We start from the raw sequence: 17595 nt of genomic DNA on the forward strand, positions 1-17595 counted from the left end.
CCGACGCGCCGGCCACTCGCTGCTCGCTGCGCCGCCCCATCCCGCGCCGCTGGGCCGCACCCTGGGACGGCCCGGCTGCCCTTCGCCGAGACCGCCATCCACAGCTGTGGTCCTCCGCCCCGACCTCCCACGGCAGCACACGCCTTAACCCGGCTCTCAGCCCCGCACATCGCCCGTTAGTGGCACCCGCGGTGTGAAGCGCGGCACGGGGGCGTTCTGCCCGCCGCCGCTGGAGGCCAGACTGGGCGTGCCGACTCGCCGTGGCCTAAGCGTCGGTGCCGAGACGAACGAGGGATACCGAACCAGTGAGCCAGACTCCCGTCCTCATCACCACGACCGGTCCGGACAAGCCCGGGGTCTCGTCCGTGCTGTTCGCCGTGCTCACGCGGCACGACGTGGACGTGCTCGACATCGAGCAGGTGGTCATCCGCGGGCAGCTCGTGCTCGGCGTGCTCGCCGGCGTCTACCGCGACCCGGAGGGGCTCCAGGAGTCTGTCGAGCAGGCGATGGCGACCGTCGGCATGGAGGTCGAGGTCCGGATCGGCGACGCGATCGGCGCGGATCCGTTCGCGCTCGGCCGGCGCGATTCGTCGCACGTGCTCGTCCTGCTCGGGCGTCCGGTGACGGCGCGGGCGTTCTCCGAGATCGCGCGGCGGCTGGCGGGCGTCGGGGCGAACATCGACTCGATCCGCAGCGTCGCCGACTACCCGGTGACCGGGCTCGAGCTGTACGTCTCGGTGCGCGAAGACAGCGAAGCGGCCGACGCCGAGCTCCGGTCGATGCTGGCCGACGCGGCGCCCGAGGCCAACATTGACATCGCCGTCGAGCGCGCGGGAATCACGCGCCGGGCGAAGCGGCTGGTGGTCTTCGACGTCGATTCCACGCTCGTGCAGGGCGAGGTCATCGAGATGCTCGGCGCGTACGCCGGGGTCGAGGAGCAGGTCCGCGAGATCACCGAGGCCGCGATGCGCGGCGAGCTGAACTTCGCGGAGTCGCTGGAACGGCGCGTCTCGCTGCTGGCCGGGCTGCCCGCCGGCGTGATGGACGAGGTCGCGGCGAAGCTGGAGCTGACTCCGGGCGCGCGCACGACCGTCCGGACGCTCAAGCGCATGGGTTTCCGCTGCGGCGTCGTGTCCGGCGGGTTCACCCAGGTCATCGACCATCTCGTGGACGATCTCGGCCTCGATTTCGCGGCGGCCAACGAACTGGAGGTCGTCGACGGCAAGCTCACCGGCCGCGTCGTCGGCGACATCGTGGACCGCGCGGGCAAGGCGACCGCGCTGCGCCGGTTCGCCGGCGAGTACGGGATTCCGCTGGGCGCGTGCGTCGCGGTCGGCGACGGGGCGAACGACATCGACATGCTCGCCGCGGCTGGCATGGGCGTCGCGTTCAACGCCAAGCCCGCGCTGCGCGAGGTCGCCGACACCGCGCTCTCGCACCCGTACCTCGACGCGGTGCTGTTCGTCCTCGGCGTCACGCGCGCCGAGGTCGAGGCGGCGGACGCGGCCGACGGACTCGAATTGGCCCGCCCGTGAACCCTCTGCTCGAACCGCTGCGCAGCCGGTACGCCTCGTGGCTCGGCCTCCCCGCCGAGGACACCGCGGACACCTCCTATGAGGACCCGGACGAGGTCCGCGCGATGCCGATCATCCTGCGGATCGAACGCGCCGAACCGCCCGGCCGGACGGCGCTGCTCGAAGCGGCCGCCGCGGCGGCGCTGGCGGTGTGCCTGGACGAACGCGTCGAGCCCGGCGGCGAATGGGCCGAGCCGGTGCAGGCGTGGCTCGACAATCGCATCCGGAAAGTCGCGCGCCGGGCTCGCGGCGCGCACTGGCAGGCGGTGCTCGACCTGCCGGGAATCACCATCGAGGTCGACGGCGCGCAGGCGCGGGCACTCGTGCCCGGGCGTGTGAAGGAGGCCCCGAAAGAGGTCTCGCGGCTGCAGATCTCCGGCAGCGAACTGCCCGCCGACACCCCCGGCCCGGCCCCGGCCGACGTTCCGCTGCTGATGCTGAACCCGGACGTCCCGATGACCGTCGGCAAGGCGTCCGCGCAGGTCGGGCACGCCACGATGATCCTCGCGTCGCTGCTGCCGGACGACGAACTGGCGGCGTGGGCGGCGAAGGACTACCGCGTCGCGGTCCGCACGCCCAGCCCGGCACGGTGGAAGGAACTGTGCCCGGTCGACGACCCGGAGGCGGGCTGGCGCGACAACCGCGTGATCGCCGTCCGGGACGCGGGCTTCACCGAGGTCGACCCCGGCACGATCACCGTGCTGGCGCAGCAGCCCGGAACATCGGCGTGACCCGCGCGGTTGCGCCAATGCAGTGATTCGACGGGTGGAAAGGCGTCTCCGATGACCTTGGAAGTACAGCGAGAAGGCACGCACAGCTTCGTCGGCCGCAACGAGCGCGGCGCGGAGGTGCGGTTGGGCCGGGCTGGCGCGGAGGGTGCCTTCTCCCCGGCGGAACTCCTGCAGATCGCGGCCGCGGGCTGCTCCGCGGTGACGGCGGAGCAGCTGATCACGCGGCGGGTGGGCGAGGACTCGAAGTTCCGCGTCGCGGTGACGGCCGACCGGCGCGAGGGAGCCTCGGAACTGGACGCGGTGCACGTCGCGTTCGACGTCGACGTCTCGGGCCTGGACGAGGCCCAGCGAGAGGCGCTGGCCGGTGCGGTGGACCGGGCGATCGAGCGGTTGTGCACGGTGAGCCGGACGCTGAAGAAGGCCATTCCGGTGACGGAGACTTTCCCGACCGCTTGAGCCGCGACGGTTCTTGCGGTGAGTCGGCGAGTCGCGGCGGCGGGCGGGGTTGCTGAGCTGACGCGGCGGTGGTTCGCGTGGTGTGGTTGTCGAGCCGCGGTGGGCGGTTCGGGCGGTGCGATCGCCGAGCGTCGTGGCGACGGTAGTGGCAATTCGGCTCGTCGAGCTGCGGTAGCCGGATCTATCGAAGCCGCGGCTCGCCAACCCTTGCCCAGCAAGCGCTTCCGACTGGGACCGTGGTCAGCGAAAGCCGCAGCAGCGAAAGCGTCGGCAACGAAAGCGGCAGCAGCCCGGACGCCGCCCCGGAGCGTGGAGCGGCTTCAGGGATTCCGGATCAGCTTTGCCACACCACGTACGCCTGGTCGGCGTCCGTGGTCATCGCCTCGATGAACTTCTCGTTGTCGAAGCCGGGCAAGGTCTGCAGGCGTTCGATGAGGGCGTCCGCGGCCGGGTCGCCGCTCGGGACTGCCGTGCCTTTGCCGTCGTTGCCGACCAGCATGAAGAAGACGTCTTCGTTCCAGGGGCCGTCGGGGATGACTCTCACCATGACCGAGCTCAGTTCTGACCACGTCACAGCTTCTTCGCTGCCATCGGCGAGCCGGCGCCGCACCCCGGTGTCGTCAACACTGACGGTCCGGGATTGTGCGCTGGACGAATCCTGGGTCAACGGTGCTCCCTGTCGTGTTCGTTCCACTCACCGTACCCGCCTGTCCCGTGCGCTCGGTCAGGCGGGCGCGGCCGCGTCGAGTCGCTTCAGCGCGTCCCGTGCGACCTGCGGATCTGTTGTCGGCCAGAACGGCGGCAGCGACGCGCGCAGGAAACCGCCGTAGCGCGCGGTGGCCAGGCGGGAGTCCAGCACGGCCACTACGCCGCGGTCGGTGACCGAGCGGTGGAGCCGTCCGGTGCCCTGTGCCAGCAGCAGCGCCGCGTGCGTCGCGGCGACGGTGAGGAATCCGTTGCCGCCCCGGGCTTCCACCGCGCGTTGGCGTGCGGACGACACCGGATCGTCCGGGCGGGGGAACGGGATCCGGTCCACCACCACGAGCTGCAGCGACGGCCCGGGCACGTCCACGCCCTGCCACAGCGTGAGCGTGCCGAACAGGCAGGTCCGCGCGTCTTCGGAGAACTGCCGCACCAGCAACGGCGTGGCGTCGTCGCCCTGGCAGAGGATCGGGTGGTCGAGCCGTTCCCGCATCGCCTCCGCGGCCTGTTTCGCCGCGCGCATCGAGGAGAACAGGCCCAGCGTCCGGCCGCCCGCGGCTTCGACCAGCGCGGCCAGTTCGTCCATTGTGGACTCGGCGAGCCCGTCGCGGCCGGGCGGCGGCAGGTGCTTGGCGAGGTAGAGGATGCCGTTGCGGCGGTGGTCGAACGGCGAACCGACGTCCAGCCCGGTCCACTTCGGGCCGTTGTCCTCGTCGGAGGGGGCTTCCTTGTCGGTGGCCGTGCCCGGCGACTTCACCACGCGCGCGCCGCTCGGCGGCAGACCCCATTGCCGTGCCATGGTGTCGAATTCGCCGCCCAGGGTGAGCGTCGCCGAGGTCAGCACGGTGGTGTGCTGGTTGAACACGCGCTCCCGCAACAACCCCGCGACGCCGAGCGGCGCGACTTTCAACGCCGGCGGGCGCGGATTCGCGGAGTACTTGTCCCCAGTCAGCCAGACGACGTCGCGTTGGTGCGCCAGATCCTCGTCGTACGCGTCGAGCAGCCGCACCGCGGTGTCGTGCACTTCTTCGAGCAGCGACCGCGCCAGCTTGCGCGCGGTCGCCTCGCCGACGTCTTCCTTGCGATCCGAGCCCAGCGCGGTGAGGCATTCTTTCGCCGCGTCACGCACCGCCGGGATCGCGCCCTGCAACGGCTTCGGCAGCGCGTCGAGCCTTCCGGACGGGATGTCGTCGAGGATCAGCGCGAGCCCGTCCGACGACTCCAGCAGCCGGTCCGCGATCCCCGCGTCCATCAGCTTTCCGCAGCGGCGCGCGGCGGCCGAGACCATGGCGCTGGTGAGTTCGCCGGTCGCGACCGACGTGACGCGGTCGACCAGATCGTGCGCCTCGTCGATGATCACCAGGTCGTGGTCCGGCAGCACCTGGTAGCCCTGCAGCGCGTCGATGGCGAGCAGCGCGTGGTTGGTGACCACGACATCGGCGCGGCCCGCTTCGGCTCGCGCGCGCTCGGCGAAGCAATCGGTGCCGACTGGGCACTTCGCGGCGCCGAGGCATTCCCTTGCGGTGACGGAAACCTGCCGCCACGCCTGGTCGGACACGCCGGGCACCAGCTCGTCGCGGTCGCCGGTTTCGGTGTCCGACGTCCACTCGTGCAGCCGGGTGACTTCCTTGCCGAGCCGGGACACCGCGAACGGGTCGAACAGCTGCGCGTCCTCGGGCTCGTCGGCCGGGCCGGTGTCGAGCCGGTGCAGGCACAGATAGTTGCGGCGGCCCTTGAGGATCGCGAAGGTCGGTTCGCGCCCGAGCGGCTTCTTGAGCGCCTTGGCCAGCCGCGGGAGATCACGGTCGACCAGCTGGCGCTGCAACGCGATGGTGGCCGTGGAGACGACGACGGTGGTGTCTTTCTCCACCGCGTGCCGGATCGCGGGCACCAGGTACGCCAGCGATTTGCCGGTGCCCGTTCCCGCTTGCACGGCGAGGTGTTCGCCGGTGCGGATGGCGTGGCCGACGGCATCGGCCATCTTCACCTGGCCGGGGCGTTCAGCGCCGCCGACAGACTCCACCGCGTGGGTGAGGAGTTCGAGGACGCCGGGGAAATCGGTTCGGGCGGGCACAGCGAGACACGATAGCCGCCAGGTCCGACAGGATCTTCGATCCGGCGCGAACGGACCCCTCGCGCCGGATCGAAGACCCCGGATTTACGGCTCAGTCTTCCTTGCGGAACCGCGAAACCGCGGCCCACGCGAGCGGCAGCACACCCGCCGCGACCACGGTCTTCAGCACGTCGCCCACGAGAAACGGCGTGACGCCCTTGTCGAAAGCGGTGGCGAGGTCGAATCCGGTGGCGGCCATCAGCCACGGCACGCCGAAGGCGTAGATCACGACATTGCCGAGCACCATGGTCCCCGCCGTGCGCAGCGGAGTGCGGTCGCCGCCGCGGCGGGCGAGCGCGCCCACGAGCGCGCCGGCGAACACGAACCCGACGATGTACCCGGCCGAGGCGCCGGACAGCCCGGCGGTCCCGCCCTGGAACCACGGCACGCCGGCCGCGCCGACGAGCAAGTACAGCAGCATCGAGGCGGCGCCGCGGCGCATGCCGAGCGTCGCGCCGACGAGCAGCGCGGCGAAGGTCTGGCCGGTCATCGGCACCGGCGTGCCCGGAAGCGGGATGACCAGCTGCGCGGCCGCGCCGGTGAGCACGGCGCCGCCGGCGACCAGCGCCAGGTCGCGCACCAGGGTGCCGGGCACGAGGTCGGCCAGCACCTGACGGCGGGCCGGGAGAGACAGTGACGACACGGGACCTCCAACCACGGAAAACGGACGTCCGGGCAGGTTATCGTCGAGCGAGGCGGCGGAACGAGACAAGTTGCGTTCCTCACCACCCCTGTCTTCCGCCACACGTCCGGGTGAGCTGCGACCGTCGACGTTTGGGACCCCTGCCGCGCTGCCGATGTCGAAGCACGGGCGAAGGGAGACAGGTCGAATGCGCGGACGGATCCTGCTGGTCACCGGGGTTCTGCTGGCTGCGGCGCCGGCGGCGGCACACGCCGATCCGCCGGTCACGTCCACCGGCTGGGGTTCCGCGGGCAGCCTCGACGTGCTGGTGGACCACGAGCACGTGGTCACCGGCGAATTAGCCCGCTGCGACGCCGACGGACCGGCGTCCGCGCGCACTCCCGGCGGCGCGGCGGGCGAGGTCGCGGTGTTCGGGTTCGGCGGCACCAGCTGCGAGCGGAAGGGCCCGGTCGCGCAGGTGAAAACCGGCGGGCAGCGGTTCGAATCCGACCTGCTGACCCGGTACGGCGGGCCCGAGCTGAAGGTCCGCACGTACTCGGTCGGCTGCGCCACCACGACGGATTCGGGCAGCACCGGCTCGATGTCGATCGGCGAGGTCTCCGGGTTCACCATTCCGTCGTCGATCCCGGCGAACTATCGGATCACGATCCCCGGCGGCGCGGCGGGCACGGCGCTGGCCACGATCACGCTGAACGAGACCGTGACGCCGCAGCCCGCCGACGGCAGCCTGGTCACGCACGCGGTGCACGTGAAGCTGTTCCCGCAAGGCGGTCCGGCGAGCGGGGACATCTACCTCGGCACCGCGGCGTGCAACCCGTACGGCAAGGGCGGTGCGCCCAAGCCGTGACAGGTCAGGCAGGCGGCAGCGCGGGCGTGCCGACGTAGCGCACGCCCGCCTCGTCGAAGTCCTTCAGCGTCGCGTCCACCGTCGGCTGCGATCCGCCCACGGTCAGGTCCAGCAGCACCTGCACGTTGAACCCGGCCTGAGCGGCGTCGAGGGCGGTGGCGCGCACGCAGAAATCCGTCGCGATGCCGACGACCTCGACGTCGATCACCTCGTGCGCGCGCAGCCATTCCTCGAGCGTCTTGCCGTCGCCGGACTTGCCCTCGAAACCGGAGTACGCGGCGGTGTACTCGCCCTTCGAGAACACCGCCTCGACCGGCACCACGTCCAGCGCCGAGTGGAACGACGCGCCCGCCGTGCCCGCGACGCAGTGCCGCGGCCAGCTGGTGTTGAAGTCGGGCGTGTCGCTGAAGTGGTCGCCCGGATCGATGTGGTGGTCGCGGGTGGCGACGATGTGGGTGTAGCCGCCGTCGGCCATCCGCTGCGAGATGGCGGCCGCGGCGGCCGCCCCGCCCGGCAGGCCGAGCGAGCCTCCCTCGCAGAAGTCGTTTTGCACATCCACCACGATCAGCGCGGTTCCCATGGTCGGCTCCCTACAGAAAAGTCGTCGGTATCGCGGGCTCGCCGTGCGAGAGCTTGAGGCCCTCCCACGGCAGGCTCACCTGCGCGCGCCGCAGGCGGGCACGCGCGTCGTCCAGCGTGGGCAGATCATCCACCGGCGCGCCCTCTCGCACCAGGGGTATCTGCAGGTCGAGATCGTTCTCGCCGGGCTCCGGGCGGCCGCTGGCGGCGGTCCAGACCACTTCCTCGACCGCCGTGCCGGTGCTGCGGTGCCGCCGCAGCGCGTGCTTGCGCCCGCCCCGGGATTCCTTGTGCGCACTGCGTTTCGCGACCGGGCGGCCGTCGACCTCGACCAGCTTGTACACCATCCCGGCGGTCGGCGCGCCGGATCCGGTGACCACCGAGGTGCCCACGCCGTAGGCGTCCACCGGTTCCGCGCGCAACGCCGCGATCGCGTGCTCGTCGAGGTCGCCGGACACCACGATCCGGGTGTCTTTCGCGCCGAGCGCGTCGAGCTGGTCGCGGGCCTTGCGGGCGAGCGGGCCGACGTCGCCGGAGTCGATCCGGATCGCGCCCAGCTCCGGGCCGGCGACGCGCACGGCCGCCTCGATGCCCGCGGTGATGTCGTAGGTGTCCACCAGAAGCGTGGTGTCCGCGCCCATCTTGCTGACCTGAGCGCGGAACGCCGCTTCCTCGCTGTCGTGCAGCAGCATGAAGGCGTGCGCGACGGTGCCGCGCGTCGGAATCCCGTAGCGGCGGCCCGCTTCGAGGTTCGACGTGGTGGCGAATCCGGCCAGGTAGGAGGCGCGCGCGGCGGCGACCGCGGCGTACTCGTGCGTGCGCCGTCCGCCCATCTCGATGATCGGCCTGCCGTGCGCCGCGCCGGACATCCGCGCCGCCGCGGACGCGATCGCGCTGTCGTGGTTGAGGATCGACAGCACCAGCGTCTCCAGCACCACGGCCTCGGCGAAACTGCCGGTCACGGTGAGGATCGGCGAACCGGGGAAGTACAGGTCGCCTTCGCGGTAGCCGTCGATGTCGCCGCGGAACTCGTAGTCCGCCAGCCACGCCAGCGTTTCCGGGTCGACGACCGCGGTCTGCTCCAGCATGGTCAGCTCGGCGTCGGTGAACCGGAAGTCGGCGATCGCGTCGAGCACGCGCGCGGTGCCCGCGACGACGCCGTAACGGCGGCCGTCGGGAAGCCGTCGCGCGAACACTTCGAACACGCACGGCCGGTCGGCCGTCCCGTCCGCGAGCGCGCTCGCCAGCATGGTCAGCTCGTAGTGGTCGGTGAGCAGCGCCGTGCTGGCGCTGGTGACCGGCTCGGGGGAACCCATGGGAGCAGCCTATTCACTCACATGGACGGACCTGGCGCGGCGTACCGGGATGGCCCCGTGACACCATGGTGTGCATGTCCACGCCTGTCGCATCCGAACAGACGCAGGTCGATCCACTCGGGGCCGAGCTGGCCGAATCCGACCAGCCCTGGCGGACGATCGTCTGGAACGACCCGGTGAACCTGATGTCGTACGTGACGTACGTCCTGCAGAAGCTGTTCGGCTACAGCCGGGACCACGCCACGAAGCTGATGCTCGACGTGCACAACAAGGGCAGGGCGATCGTGTCGTCCGGTTCGAAGGAGAAGGTGGAGACCGACGTGGCGAAGCTGCACGCGGCGGGCCTGTGGGCGACCATGGAACAGCCCTCGTGAAGGCCTGGCGGCGCAAGGGGGACGCCATCCTCGCCGGGTTCGAACAGCAGGAAGCCGCGGTGCTGCGCGGGCTGGTCGGGCAGCTGGAGGACATGCTCACCGCCCGGGCCGAGGAGGCCCCGCAGGACGAACTCGCCGAGCTGACCGGGATCCGCACCGGCCCCGCGGAATCGCCGGACGACCCGGTGCTGTCGCGGCTGCTGCCGGACTTCCACCGGCTCGACCCGGACAACCCGAGCCGCGAGGATCTCGATTCGGCGGCGGCGATGCGGTCGCTGCACGAGCCGGAGCTGCTGGAGAAGAAGGTGGGCGTCGCGAAGATCGTGCTCGACACGCTCCCGCGCGACGGCGGTTCGGTGAAGCTGACCTTCGAGCAGGCCGACGCCTGGCTCGGCGCGCTGAACGACGTCCGGCTGGCGCTGGGCACGGCGCTCGACGTCACCGAGGACATGCCCGACGAGCTGCCGGACGACGACCCCCGCGCACCCCATCTCGGCGTCTACCATTGGCTGACATGGGTGCAGGAGACGCTGATCCAGGCGCTGACCGGCTGACCGGCGGGAAAATCACCGATGTTCCGGGCGTGCTCGTAGGCCATTACGAGAGGCTCGGCGACGGCTGGGCCACCGGAACCACGGTCGTGCTCGTGCCGGACGGCGCGACCGGCGCGGTCGATCAGCGCGGCGGCGCGCCGGGAACCCGCGAAACCAACCTGCTGGAGCCGGAAAACCTGGTACAGCAGGTGAACGCGGTCTGTCTCTCCGGCGGAAGCGCGTACGGGCTCGCGGCGGCGGACGGCGTGATGCGGTGGCTGTCCGAGCGGAACCACGGGTTTCCCGTTGGCGCGCAACCGTATGAGGTCGTGCCGATCGTGCCCGCGGCGGTGCTCTTCGACCTGCCGCGCAGCGAATGGGGCAACCGGCCGGACGCCGATTTCGGTTACGCCGCTTGCGAAGCAGCCGGGGACGCCGTCGCGATGGGTACCGTCGGCGCGGGCTCGGGCGCGGTGGTCGGCTCGCTCAAAGGCGGCATCGGGACGGCGAGCGAGGTCGTCGGTGAGGTGACGGTCGGCGCGATCGTCGCGGTGAACGCGGCGGGCCAAGCGGTGGATTTCGCGACTGGGCGGGCGTTTGCCGGAGACCATGAAGTGAACGGCGAGTTCGGCGTCCGCTGGCCGGATCGGCCGGGCGAAGTGCCGGGGCAGCGGACGGACCTGAACACCACGATCGGTGTGGTGGCTTGCGATGCCGCGCTGACGAAGGCCGAAGCACGCCGGTTGACAGTCGCCGCGCAGGACGGGCTGGCGCGGGCGGTGCGTCCGGCGCATTCGATGTTCGACGGCGACACCGTTTTCGCGCTGGCGACCGGCGCGCGGGAGCTGCCGGGGGAGCCCGGGTCGTTCGCGGTGGCGGCGCGAGCGGGCGCGTTGGACGCGTTGTGCGCGGCGTCGGCGCGGGTGTTCGCGCGGGCGATGGTGCACGGGCTGTTGTCGGCGACCTCCGCGGCACACATCCCGGCGTACCGGGATGTGTGGCCGGAAGCGCTGGGCTGAGGTCAGAACGGGTCCTGCGGGAGCGCGTCCTCGCTCCGCTCGAGGTCGGCGGCGCGCACGGTGGCCACGTACTCCTCGTCGATCTCCAGCACCAGGCCGCCGAAGGAAACGGTCGGCCCGAGCGAGGGATGCAGGTCCACCGGGCCCAGCTCGGTCGAGCGCGGCAGCTGTTCCCACACCGAAACCGGCTTCGACCGGCGGAAAGTGCTGCAGGCGAGCACCGTCACGTGCCGATCGGTGACCACGATGACGAAGCTCCGGTGCGCGGCCATCATCGAAATCATCAGCGATGTGGCGGGGAACACGTACTGGACGACGTCCCCCTCGGCCAGCAGGCGACGGCAGCGTTCGCGGAGCTTCGAGGACACCGGCATCCCGTTATTGTGCCCTGACCTGGGGATGAGCGGTAGCTCTCACAGTGTGGACTCGTTCGGTCCACGAACTAAGATGTCCGTGTGCTCCGGATCCGCCGTGAACTCGTCGACGAGATCGTCGCCCACGCCCGCCGTGACCACCCCGACGAAGCGTGCGGGGTGGTGGCCGGTCCTGTGGGCTCGGACCGCCCCGAGCGGTTCATCCCGATGCTGAACGCGGCCCGCTCGCCGACGTTCTACGAGTTCGACTCGGGCGACCTGCTCAAGCTCTATCGCGAGATGGACGCGAACGACGAGGTCCCGGTGGTCATCTACCACTCGCACACGGCGACCGAGGCCTATCCGTCGCGCACCGACGCGAACATCGCCGCCGAACCCGACGCGCACTACGTGCTCGTCTCGACAAGAGAGCCCGATTCGCACGAGTTCCGCTCGTACCGGATCGTGGACGCCGAGATCACCGAGGAGCCGGTCGAGATCCTCGACTGAACTCTTGCGGAATAAAGCGCGGCGTCCGATGCGTCAGCGTGTTAGGAACCCACCGGAGGTAAGAACCATGGCCGTCACCGTGTCCATCCCGACCATCCTGCGCACCCACACCGGCGGCGAGAAGTCCGTCGAGGCGGCGGGCAAGACCGTCCTCGAGATCATCGACGACGTCGAGTCGCGGCACGCCGGGCTGAAGGCGCGCCTGGTCAAGGAGGAGAAGCTGCACCGCTTCATCAACGTCTACGTCAACGACGAGGACGTGCGCTTCTCCGGCGGGCTCGCCGCCGAGGTCAAGGACGGCGACACCCTCACCATCCTGCCCGCCGTCGCGGGCGGCGCGCGCTGAGTCGATGACTCGCTACGAGTCCCTCCTCGACGCCCTCGGCGGCACGCCGCTGGTCGGCCTGCCGCGGCTGTCGCCGACCGACGAGGTGCGGCTGTGGGCGAAGCTCGAGGACCGCAACCCGACCGGCTCGATCAAGGACCGGCCCGCGCTGGCCATGATCGAGGCGGCGGAGCGGGACGGCATCCTGCGGCGCGGGTCCACGATCCTCGAACCGACCTCGGGCAACACCGGGATTTCGCTGGCCATGGCCGCGAAGCTCAAGGGCTACGGCCTGGTGTGCGTGATGCCGGAGAACACGTCCACCGAACGCAAGCAGCTGCTGCAGGCGTACGGCGCGCGGATCGTGTTCTCGCCGGCCGCGGGCGGTTCGAACGAGGCGGTGCGGCGGGCCAAGGAGCTGGCGAAGCAGAACCCGGACTGGGTGATGCTGTACCAGTACGGCAACCCGGCCAACGCGGACGCGCACTATCGCGGGACCGGGCCGGAGCTGCTCAAGGACCTGCCGACGCTGACCCATTTCGTCGGCGGGCTCGGCACGACCGGGACGCTGGTGGGGGTCGGCCGGTACCTGCACGAGCACAAGCCGGACGTCCAGGTCATCGCGGCCGAGCCGCGGTACGGCGAGCTGGTGTACGGCCTGCGCAACCTCGACGAGGGGTTCGTGCCGGAGCTCTACGACGAGAGTGTGCTCAACGGACGCTATTCGGTGGGGGCGTACGACGCTCTCCGGCGGACGCGGGAGTTGCTGGAGCACGAGGGCATTTTCGCCGGGATCTCCACGGGCGCGGTGCTGCACGCGGCGCTCGGGGTCGCGGAGAAGGCCGCCGCTCGCGGCGAGAAGGCGGACGTGGCCTTCGTGGTCGCGGACGCCGGCTGGAAGTATCTGTCGACCGGCGCGTATTCCGGGTCGCTGGACGAAGCGGCAGAACGGCTTGACGGTCAGCTCTGGGCCTGACCGTCCGTGAGGGGAACCCTGCGGGACTCTGATTCCCTCAGGGTTCCCCTCACGGCAGTAATCCCGCGACGAGTGCGCGGACGCCTCGTTCGTAAGTGTCTTGTGCGGTAAGGGTTTCCCAGTGCGGTCCGATCTCGGCGAGCGCCGGGAATTCCGTCGCGTCCAGTTCCGCGAAGACTCGCTCGCGGTAGGTGTCGCCGCCCCGATCCCGTCGGTGCGCGGCGGCCGCGCGGGAACTGATCTCGCCCAGCGTGTAGTGCCACACCGCTCGGTAGACCTCCACCGCCGCATCGGTCGGCAGGCCCGCTTTTGCCGCCGCCGCAACGATTTTCTCCGGGTACCACAGCCCTCCGACTGACAGCAGGTCGTCGGAGCGCAGCACGTCCACGATCCACGGGCAGCCCGCCAGCCCGTCCCGCATCGCCTTCGCGACCGCCACGATCCGCTCCGCCGGCTCCTCGGGGAGGTTCTCCGGCCGAGGCATCTCGCGGTGCGCGTAGTCGTCCAGCAGCAGCAGAAGCAGGCCCTCTTTGTCGCGCACGTGGTGGTACAGCGCCATCGCCGTGCTGCCGACCTCGCGGGCGAGCCGCCGCATGGTCAACGCGTCGACGCCGTCCTCCTCGATGACCCGGTGAGCGGCGGCCACGATGTCGGCTTTGGAGATCTTCGGCGGTCGGCCGGTGCGCGCTGGCATGTCGCCATGCTACTTTTTATACATGTATAGAAACTACTGGGGGACGGTCGCCGCGCTGGCGTTCGCGGTGGCGGTCGGGACTTTGCAGATGACTGTGGTGGTGCCGTTGCTGCCGCGGCTGCAGCTCAAGCTGGGCGTGCCGCTGAGTTCGGTGTCGTGGGCGTTGACTGCCGGGCTGCTGGCGGGCGCGGTCGCGATTCCGCTGGTCGCGCAGCTCGGCGACCTGTACGGCAGGCGCGCGATGTCGCTGGTCGTGCTGGCGTTGCTGGTCGGGGGATCGGTGCTGGCGGCCGTGGCGGGCTCGCTGCCGCTGCTGGTCGTCGGCCGGATTCTGCAGGGGACGGCCGCGCCGTTGCTTCCGCTGGCGATCGGCCAGGTCAGGACTGTTTTGCCGGCCCGATCGCTGCCGACCGCGATCGGCGTTCTGAGCGCGACGATCGGCGCGGGCAGCGGTGGCGGGATGATCCTCGCCGGGCTCGCCGGTGGCGATCACCAGCTGGTGTTCTGGGTGCTGGCGGGCCTCGGCGTGGTGGCGTTCGCGCTGGTCGCCGCGGTTAAGGAGGACCGGACGGCCGCGGTGCGGAGCGGTTCGCCGGATCTGCTGGGCGCGACGCTGGTGTCGGGATGGCTGATCTGTCTGCTGCTGGCGATCAGCAAGGGTTCCGAATGGGGCTGGGGGACCGTCGGGCTGCTGGTCGCGGCCGTGGTGCTGGCGACGGTGTGGGTGGTGACGGCGCGGCGCACGAAGACGCCGTTGATTGAGATTCCCATGCTGCTGCACCGAAAAACGGTCGGCGCGACGGTGGCGTCGTTCCTGCTCGGCTTCGCGCTGTTCGCCACGATCATGACGCTTTCGGCGTACGCGCAAGGCGTGCTCAAGGCGTCGGTGTTGCAGGTAGGCCTTTATCTCTTGCCGACGACCATCCTGATGCTCGTGGTTTCCGTGCTGGCTGGTTCGTTGATGCGCCGGTTCAGCGCGCCCGCGCTGGTCGCTGGCGGTTCGGCGGTGGTGCTGGTGGCCGCGTTGTGGCTGACGACGTTGCCGGGGGACGGGCTTGGGCTTTATGCCGTCGCGGCGGTGCTGGGGCTGGGGATCGGGCTCGGGTACGCCGCGCTGGGGACGATGGCGGTCGAGCACGTCGAGCCCGCGAAAACGGCCGCCGCCGGCGGGATCAACGCGCTGGTTCGGGTGGTGGGCAGCAGCCTCGCCGGAGCGGTCGGCGCGGTGGTGTTGTCGGCCGGGGGTCCTGGATGGAGCTTCGCGGTGGCAGCGGTGGCCGCGCTGCTTTCCGCCTTGTTCGCCGCCTACGGAAACTTGCTCCGGAAGCCAGCAATGGCGTGACTACCGGTCCGTGAGGGCCACCTTCACGGACTCTGAGTCCCTCAGGGTTCCCCTCACGACCCGCGCGACCCCGCGTGGCCGGGCCCTGCCGTGAAGGACTCCTTGAAGGAATCTGATTCCCTCAAGGAGTCCTTCACGGCAGGTCACCCAGGGCCAAGTTCAGGGATTTCTCCCGAGGCCGTCCGCTTCCCGCCGACGTAGCCTGAGGGCGTGAGCACACTGCCTCCCCTCCCGCCGACGTCGCCGCCGCCCGCTGCCGGCGGCGGCAAGCCGGTCGACGCCGCGAAGCGCATCCTGCCGCCCAATCCCAAGGCCGCGGCGTTCGTCGCGCTGGGGTTCGTGGCGGTGCTGTACCTCGTGGAACTGCTCGACGTGATCCTGCCCGGCGAGTTCACCCACGGCGGGATCCTGTCGCGGGACGCCTCCAGCCTCGACGGCATCCTCTGGGCGCCGCTGCTGCACGCGGGCTGGTCGCACCTGTTCTCCAACACGGTCCCGGTGCTGATCTTCTCCTTCCTCGCGATGGCGGCGGGCATCGGCCGGTTCGCCGTGGTCACCGCGATCATCTGGCTGGTTTCCGGGCTCGGGGTGTGGCTGGTCGGACCGTCGAACGCCTACACCGTCGGCGCGTCCGGGCTCGCCTTCGGCTGGCTCGCGTACCTGCTGGTGCGCGGCCTGTTCCACCGGTCGCTCGCGCAGATCGCGGTCGCGGTCGTGCTGCTGGGCATCTGGAGCGGGATGCTCTGGGGCCTGCTGCCCGGCAATCCCGGCATCTCCTGGCAGGGCCACCTCTTCGGCGCGCTGGCCGGCATCCTCGCCGCGTGGCTGACTTCACGCGGCGAACGCGTCAAATCCCCGAAGATCGAGCCGACGACGCCGGGTAACCTCGGGGGGTGAGTTCTCCCGGCGCGCCCATCGGTGTTTTCGACTCCGGCGTCGGCGGGCTCACCGTCGCACGCTCGATTCTCGAACTGCTGCCTGCCGAACAGCTCCGCTACGTCGGCGACACCGCGCGCAACCCGTACGGCCCGTTGCCCATCGCCACCGCTCGCGAGTACGCGCTCGCCGCTCTCGACGACATGGTCGAGAGCGGGGTGAAGGCATTGGTGATCGCGTGCAACACAGCGTCCGCCGCCTGTCTTCGCGACGCGCGCGAACGCTACGACGTACCAGTCATCGAAGTGGTCCTTCCCGCCGCGCGCCGGGCAGCCGTCGCCACGCACACCGGACGCGTCGGCCTGATCGGCACCGAGGGCACTGTGCGTTCGAGGGCGTATGACGACGCCTTCGCCGCCGCGCCGGACGTACGCCTCACCAGTGTCGCCTGCCCGCGCTTCGTGGACTTCGTGGAGCGCGGCATCACGACCGGCCGACAGATTCTCGGGCTGGCACAGGGTTATCTGCAGCCGTTGCTCGAAGCCGAGGTGGACACGCTCATCCTCGGCTGCACGCACTATCCGCTGCTGTCCGGCGTGCTGCAGATCGTGATGGGACAGGACGTCACGCTCGTCTCCAGCGCCGACGAAACCGCCAAGGACCTCTACCGCGTGCTGACCGAACTCGACCTGCTCGCCGAGCGCGACGAGCCGCCGAAGCACGAGTTCCTCGCCACTGGTTCGCCGGAACCGTTCGCCCGCTTGGCGCAGCGGTTCATGGGCTTCGCGCCGGGTGCGCTGGACCCGGTCAGCGCGTGACGCTGCGGCGCCGCTGTGCGGAGTTAGGGTGACGGGGTGCGACTGACGATCCTCGGGTGTTCGGGCAGCATCCCCGGGCCGGACGCCGCCGCGTCCGGGTATCTCCTGGAGGCGGAGGGCTACCGGCTCGGTCTCGAGCTGGGCACCGGCACGTTCGCCCAATTGCAGACTGTGCTGGACCCGTTTGACCTGGACGCGCTCGTCCTTTCGCACCTGCACGCCGACCACTGCGCCGACGTCAACTCGCTGACAGTGCTTCGCCGCTATCACCCCGCGCCGCCATACCCCGCCCGGCCGCGGCAGTTGCCGCTGTACGCGCCAGCAGAAGCGCCTTCGCGTCTCGCGCACGCGTACGCGGCCGACGCCGCCGAGCGCGCCGCTGCGGATCTGTCGGACGTGTACGAGTTCCACGAGCTGCGCGAAGAGACGATCGAAATCGGCCCCTTCGACGTGACAGCCGTCGCTGTGTACCACCCGACGCCAGCTTTCGGCCTGCGCATCGCGTACGGCGGCACCATTCTCGCGTACACCGGCGACACCGGGCTGTGTCGCGGTCTGGGCGAACTGGCCGACGGTGTCGATGTCCTGCTCTCCGAAGCGTCCTGGACCGATGCCGCCGACCGTCCGAAAGGCGTGCACCTCTCCGGGAAAGAAGCCGGTGAACTGGCCAAGGACGCCGGGGTCGGCCGTCTGCTGCTGACCCACGTCGCTCCGTGGACCGACCGGAATGCCGTCCTGGCCGAGGCCAAAGCCGTGTTCCCGGATGCCGAGCTGGTGACGCAAGGCGCGGTCTACGACCTCTGACGCGAAACTG

General features: G+C 70.6%; 21 protein-coding genes. 14 read left to right on the forward strand and 7 right to left on the reverse strand.

From position 1 onward, the window contains the following. Nucleotides 1-305: 305 nt before the first annotated feature. Genes serB through ABD156_RS13430 form a run of 3 tightly spaced genes read left to right on the forward strand, consistent with a single transcriptional unit; the run spans nucleotide 306 to nucleotide 2761 of the window. Nucleotides 306-1535, forward strand: coding sequence for a phosphoserine phosphatase SerB (serB, locus tag ABD156_RS13420; RefSeq protein ID WP_344271572.1), 1230 nt, complete (start codon nucleotides 306-308; stop codon nucleotides 1533-1535). Beyond that, complete coding sequence (locus ABD156_RS13425) at nucleotides 1532-2305, forward strand: peptidyl-tRNA hydrolase (RefSeq protein ID WP_344271575.1); 774 nt, start codon at nucleotides 1532-1534, stop codon at nucleotides 2303-2305. The genes serB and ABD156_RS13425 overlap by 4 nt, the downstream gene beginning before the upstream one ends. Before the next feature lie 51 nt (nucleotides 2306-2356). After that, nucleotides 2357-2761 carry an OsmC family protein gene (locus ABD156_RS13430; RefSeq protein WP_344271578.1) on the forward strand — a complete coding sequence of 135 codons (405 nt, stop codon included), beginning with the start codon at nucleotides 2357-2359 and terminating at the stop codon, nucleotides 2759-2761. Between the two features lie 334 nt (nucleotides 2762-3095). On the opposite strand, the gene ABD156_RS13435 is transcribed toward ABD156_RS13430, so the two are convergent. From ABD156_RS13435 to ABD156_RS13445, 3 genes are all read right to left on the reverse strand, one after another. After that, nucleotides 3096-3428, reverse strand: coding sequence for a hypothetical protein (locus ABD156_RS13435; RefSeq protein ID WP_067593690.1), 333 nt, complete (start codon nucleotides 3426-3428; stop codon nucleotides 3096-3098). A 57-nt stretch (nucleotides 3429-3485) separates the two neighbouring features. After that, the gene (locus ABD156_RS13440) at nucleotides 3486-5537 is read right to left on the reverse strand and encodes an ATP-dependent DNA helicase (protein ID WP_344271588.1); all 2052 of its coding nucleotides are present in this window, start codon (nucleotides 5535-5537) and stop codon (nucleotides 3486-3488) included. A gap of 91 nt (nucleotides 5538-5628) precedes the next feature. After that, complete coding sequence (locus ABD156_RS13445; RefSeq protein ID WP_344271591.1) at nucleotides 5629-6219, reverse strand: biotin transporter BioY; 591 nt, start codon at nucleotides 6217-6219, stop codon at nucleotides 5629-5631. Between the two features lie 187 nt (nucleotides 6220-6406). Here ABD156_RS13445 and ABD156_RS13450 point away from each other — a divergent pair, with 187 nt between their 5' ends. Further along, nucleotides 6407-7066: a choice-of-anchor P family protein gene (locus tag ABD156_RS13450; RefSeq protein WP_344271594.1), complete on the forward strand. Its 660-nt coding sequence runs from the start codon at nucleotides 6407-6409 to the stop codon at nucleotides 7064-7066. A 4-nt stretch (nucleotides 7067-7070) separates the two neighbouring features. Here ABD156_RS13450 and ABD156_RS13455 read toward each other — a convergent pair whose 3' ends face one another. Next, nucleotides 7071-7646, reverse strand: a complete 576-nt coding sequence (locus tag ABD156_RS13455) for an isochorismatase family protein (protein ID WP_344271597.1) — start codon at nucleotides 7644-7646, stop codon at nucleotides 7071-7073. A 10-nt stretch (nucleotides 7647-7656) separates the two neighbouring features. Further along, nucleotides 7657-8961 carry a nicotinate phosphoribosyltransferase gene (locus ABD156_RS13460; protein WP_344271600.1) on the reverse strand — a complete coding sequence of 435 codons (1305 nt, stop codon included), beginning with the start codon at nucleotides 8959-8961 and terminating at the stop codon, nucleotides 7657-7659. A gap of 74 nt (nucleotides 8962-9035) precedes the next feature. Here ABD156_RS13460 and clpS point away from each other — a divergent pair, with 74 nt between their 5' ends. Genes clpS through ABD156_RS13475 form a run of 3 tightly spaced genes read left to right on the forward strand, consistent with a single transcriptional unit; the run spans nucleotide 9036 to nucleotide 10887 of the window. Next, the gene (gene clpS, locus ABD156_RS13465) at nucleotides 9036-9335 is read left to right on the forward strand and encodes an ATP-dependent Clp protease adapter ClpS (protein ID WP_067593947.1); all 300 of its coding nucleotides are present in this window, start codon (nucleotides 9036-9038) and stop codon (nucleotides 9333-9335) included. Further along, nucleotides 9332-9889 (forward strand): DUF2017 domain-containing protein, encoded by a 558-nt coding sequence (locus ABD156_RS13470; RefSeq protein WP_067593672.1) that lies wholly within the window; start codon nucleotides 9332-9334, stop codon nucleotides 9887-9889. Before clpS ends, ABD156_RS13470 begins: the two co-directional genes overlap by 4 nt. Continuing rightward, the gene (locus ABD156_RS13475) at nucleotides 9850-10887 is read left to right on the forward strand and encodes a P1 family peptidase (RefSeq protein ID WP_344271608.1); all 1038 of its coding nucleotides are present in this window, start codon (nucleotides 9850-9852) and stop codon (nucleotides 10885-10887) included. Before ABD156_RS13470 ends, ABD156_RS13475 begins: the two co-directional genes overlap by 40 nt. 2 nt (nucleotides 10888-10889) lie before the next feature. Here the strand turns inward: ABD156_RS13475 and ABD156_RS13480 are convergent, their stop codons facing one another. Beyond that, nucleotides 10890-11261 (reverse strand): hypothetical protein, encoded by a 372-nt coding sequence (locus ABD156_RS13480; RefSeq protein ID WP_344271611.1) that lies wholly within the window; start codon nucleotides 11259-11261, stop codon nucleotides 10890-10892. An 81-nt stretch (nucleotides 11262-11342) separates the two neighbouring features. Between ABD156_RS13480 and ABD156_RS13485 the strand changes: the two genes are divergently transcribed. The 3 genes from ABD156_RS13485 to ABD156_RS13495 all read left to right on the forward strand — a co-directional run bounded on the left by ABD156_RS13485 (nucleotide 11343) and on the right by ABD156_RS13495 (nucleotide 13051). Further along, nucleotides 11343-11750, forward strand: a complete 408-nt coding sequence (locus ABD156_RS13485) for a M67 family metallopeptidase (RefSeq protein ID WP_067593663.1) — start codon at nucleotides 11343-11345, stop codon at nucleotides 11748-11750. A 67-nt stretch (nucleotides 11751-11817) separates the two neighbouring features. Continuing rightward, a complete protein-coding gene (locus tag ABD156_RS13490) occupies nucleotides 11818-12096 on the forward strand; it encodes a MoaD/ThiS family protein (RefSeq protein ID WP_344271615.1) in 279 nt (92 codons plus the stop codon). A 4-nt stretch (nucleotides 12097-12100) separates the two neighbouring features. Continuing rightward, nucleotides 12101-13051, forward strand: coding sequence for a PLP-dependent cysteine synthase family protein (locus ABD156_RS13495; RefSeq protein WP_344271617.1), 951 nt, complete (start codon nucleotides 12101-12103; stop codon nucleotides 13049-13051). Between the two features lie 49 nt (nucleotides 13052-13100). On the opposite strand, the gene ABD156_RS13500 is transcribed toward ABD156_RS13495, so the two are convergent. Further along, nucleotides 13101-13745: a TetR/AcrR family transcriptional regulator gene (locus tag ABD156_RS13500; protein WP_344271620.1), complete on the reverse strand. Its 645-nt coding sequence runs from the start codon at nucleotides 13743-13745 to the stop codon at nucleotides 13101-13103. 22 nt (nucleotides 13746-13767) lie between these two features. On the opposite strand from ABD156_RS13500, the gene ABD156_RS13505 reads away from it, so the two are divergent. From ABD156_RS13505 to ABD156_RS13520, 4 genes are all read left to right on the forward strand, one after another. Further along, nucleotides 13768-15087, forward strand: a complete 1320-nt coding sequence (locus ABD156_RS13505) for an MFS transporter (protein WP_344271623.1) — start codon at nucleotides 13768-13770, stop codon at nucleotides 15085-15087. A 210-nt stretch (nucleotides 15088-15297) separates the two neighbouring features. Beyond that, nucleotides 15298-15984 (forward strand): rhomboid family intramembrane serine protease, encoded by a 687-nt coding sequence (locus ABD156_RS13510; RefSeq protein WP_377927000.1) that lies wholly within the window; start codon nucleotides 15298-15300, stop codon nucleotides 15982-15984. Further along, the gene (gene murI / locus ABD156_RS13515) at nucleotides 15981-16781 is read left to right on the forward strand and encodes a glutamate racemase (RefSeq protein WP_344271626.1); all 801 of its coding nucleotides are present in this window, start codon (nucleotides 15981-15983) and stop codon (nucleotides 16779-16781) included. The genes ABD156_RS13510 and murI overlap by 4 nt, the downstream gene beginning before the upstream one ends. Nucleotides 16782-16817: 36 nt before the next feature. Continuing rightward, on the forward strand, nucleotides 16818-17585 hold the full coding sequence (locus ABD156_RS13520; RefSeq protein WP_344271629.1) for an MBL fold metallo-hydrolase: 768 nt from the start codon (nucleotides 16818-16820) through the stop codon (nucleotides 17583-17585). Nucleotides 17586-17595: the final 10 nt, after the last annotated feature.

Source organism: Amycolatopsis albidoflavus (assembly GCF_039525725.1).
Taxonomy (GTDB): domain Bacteria; phylum Actinomycetota; class Actinomycetes; order Mycobacteriales; family Pseudonocardiaceae; genus Amycolatopsis; species Amycolatopsis albidoflava.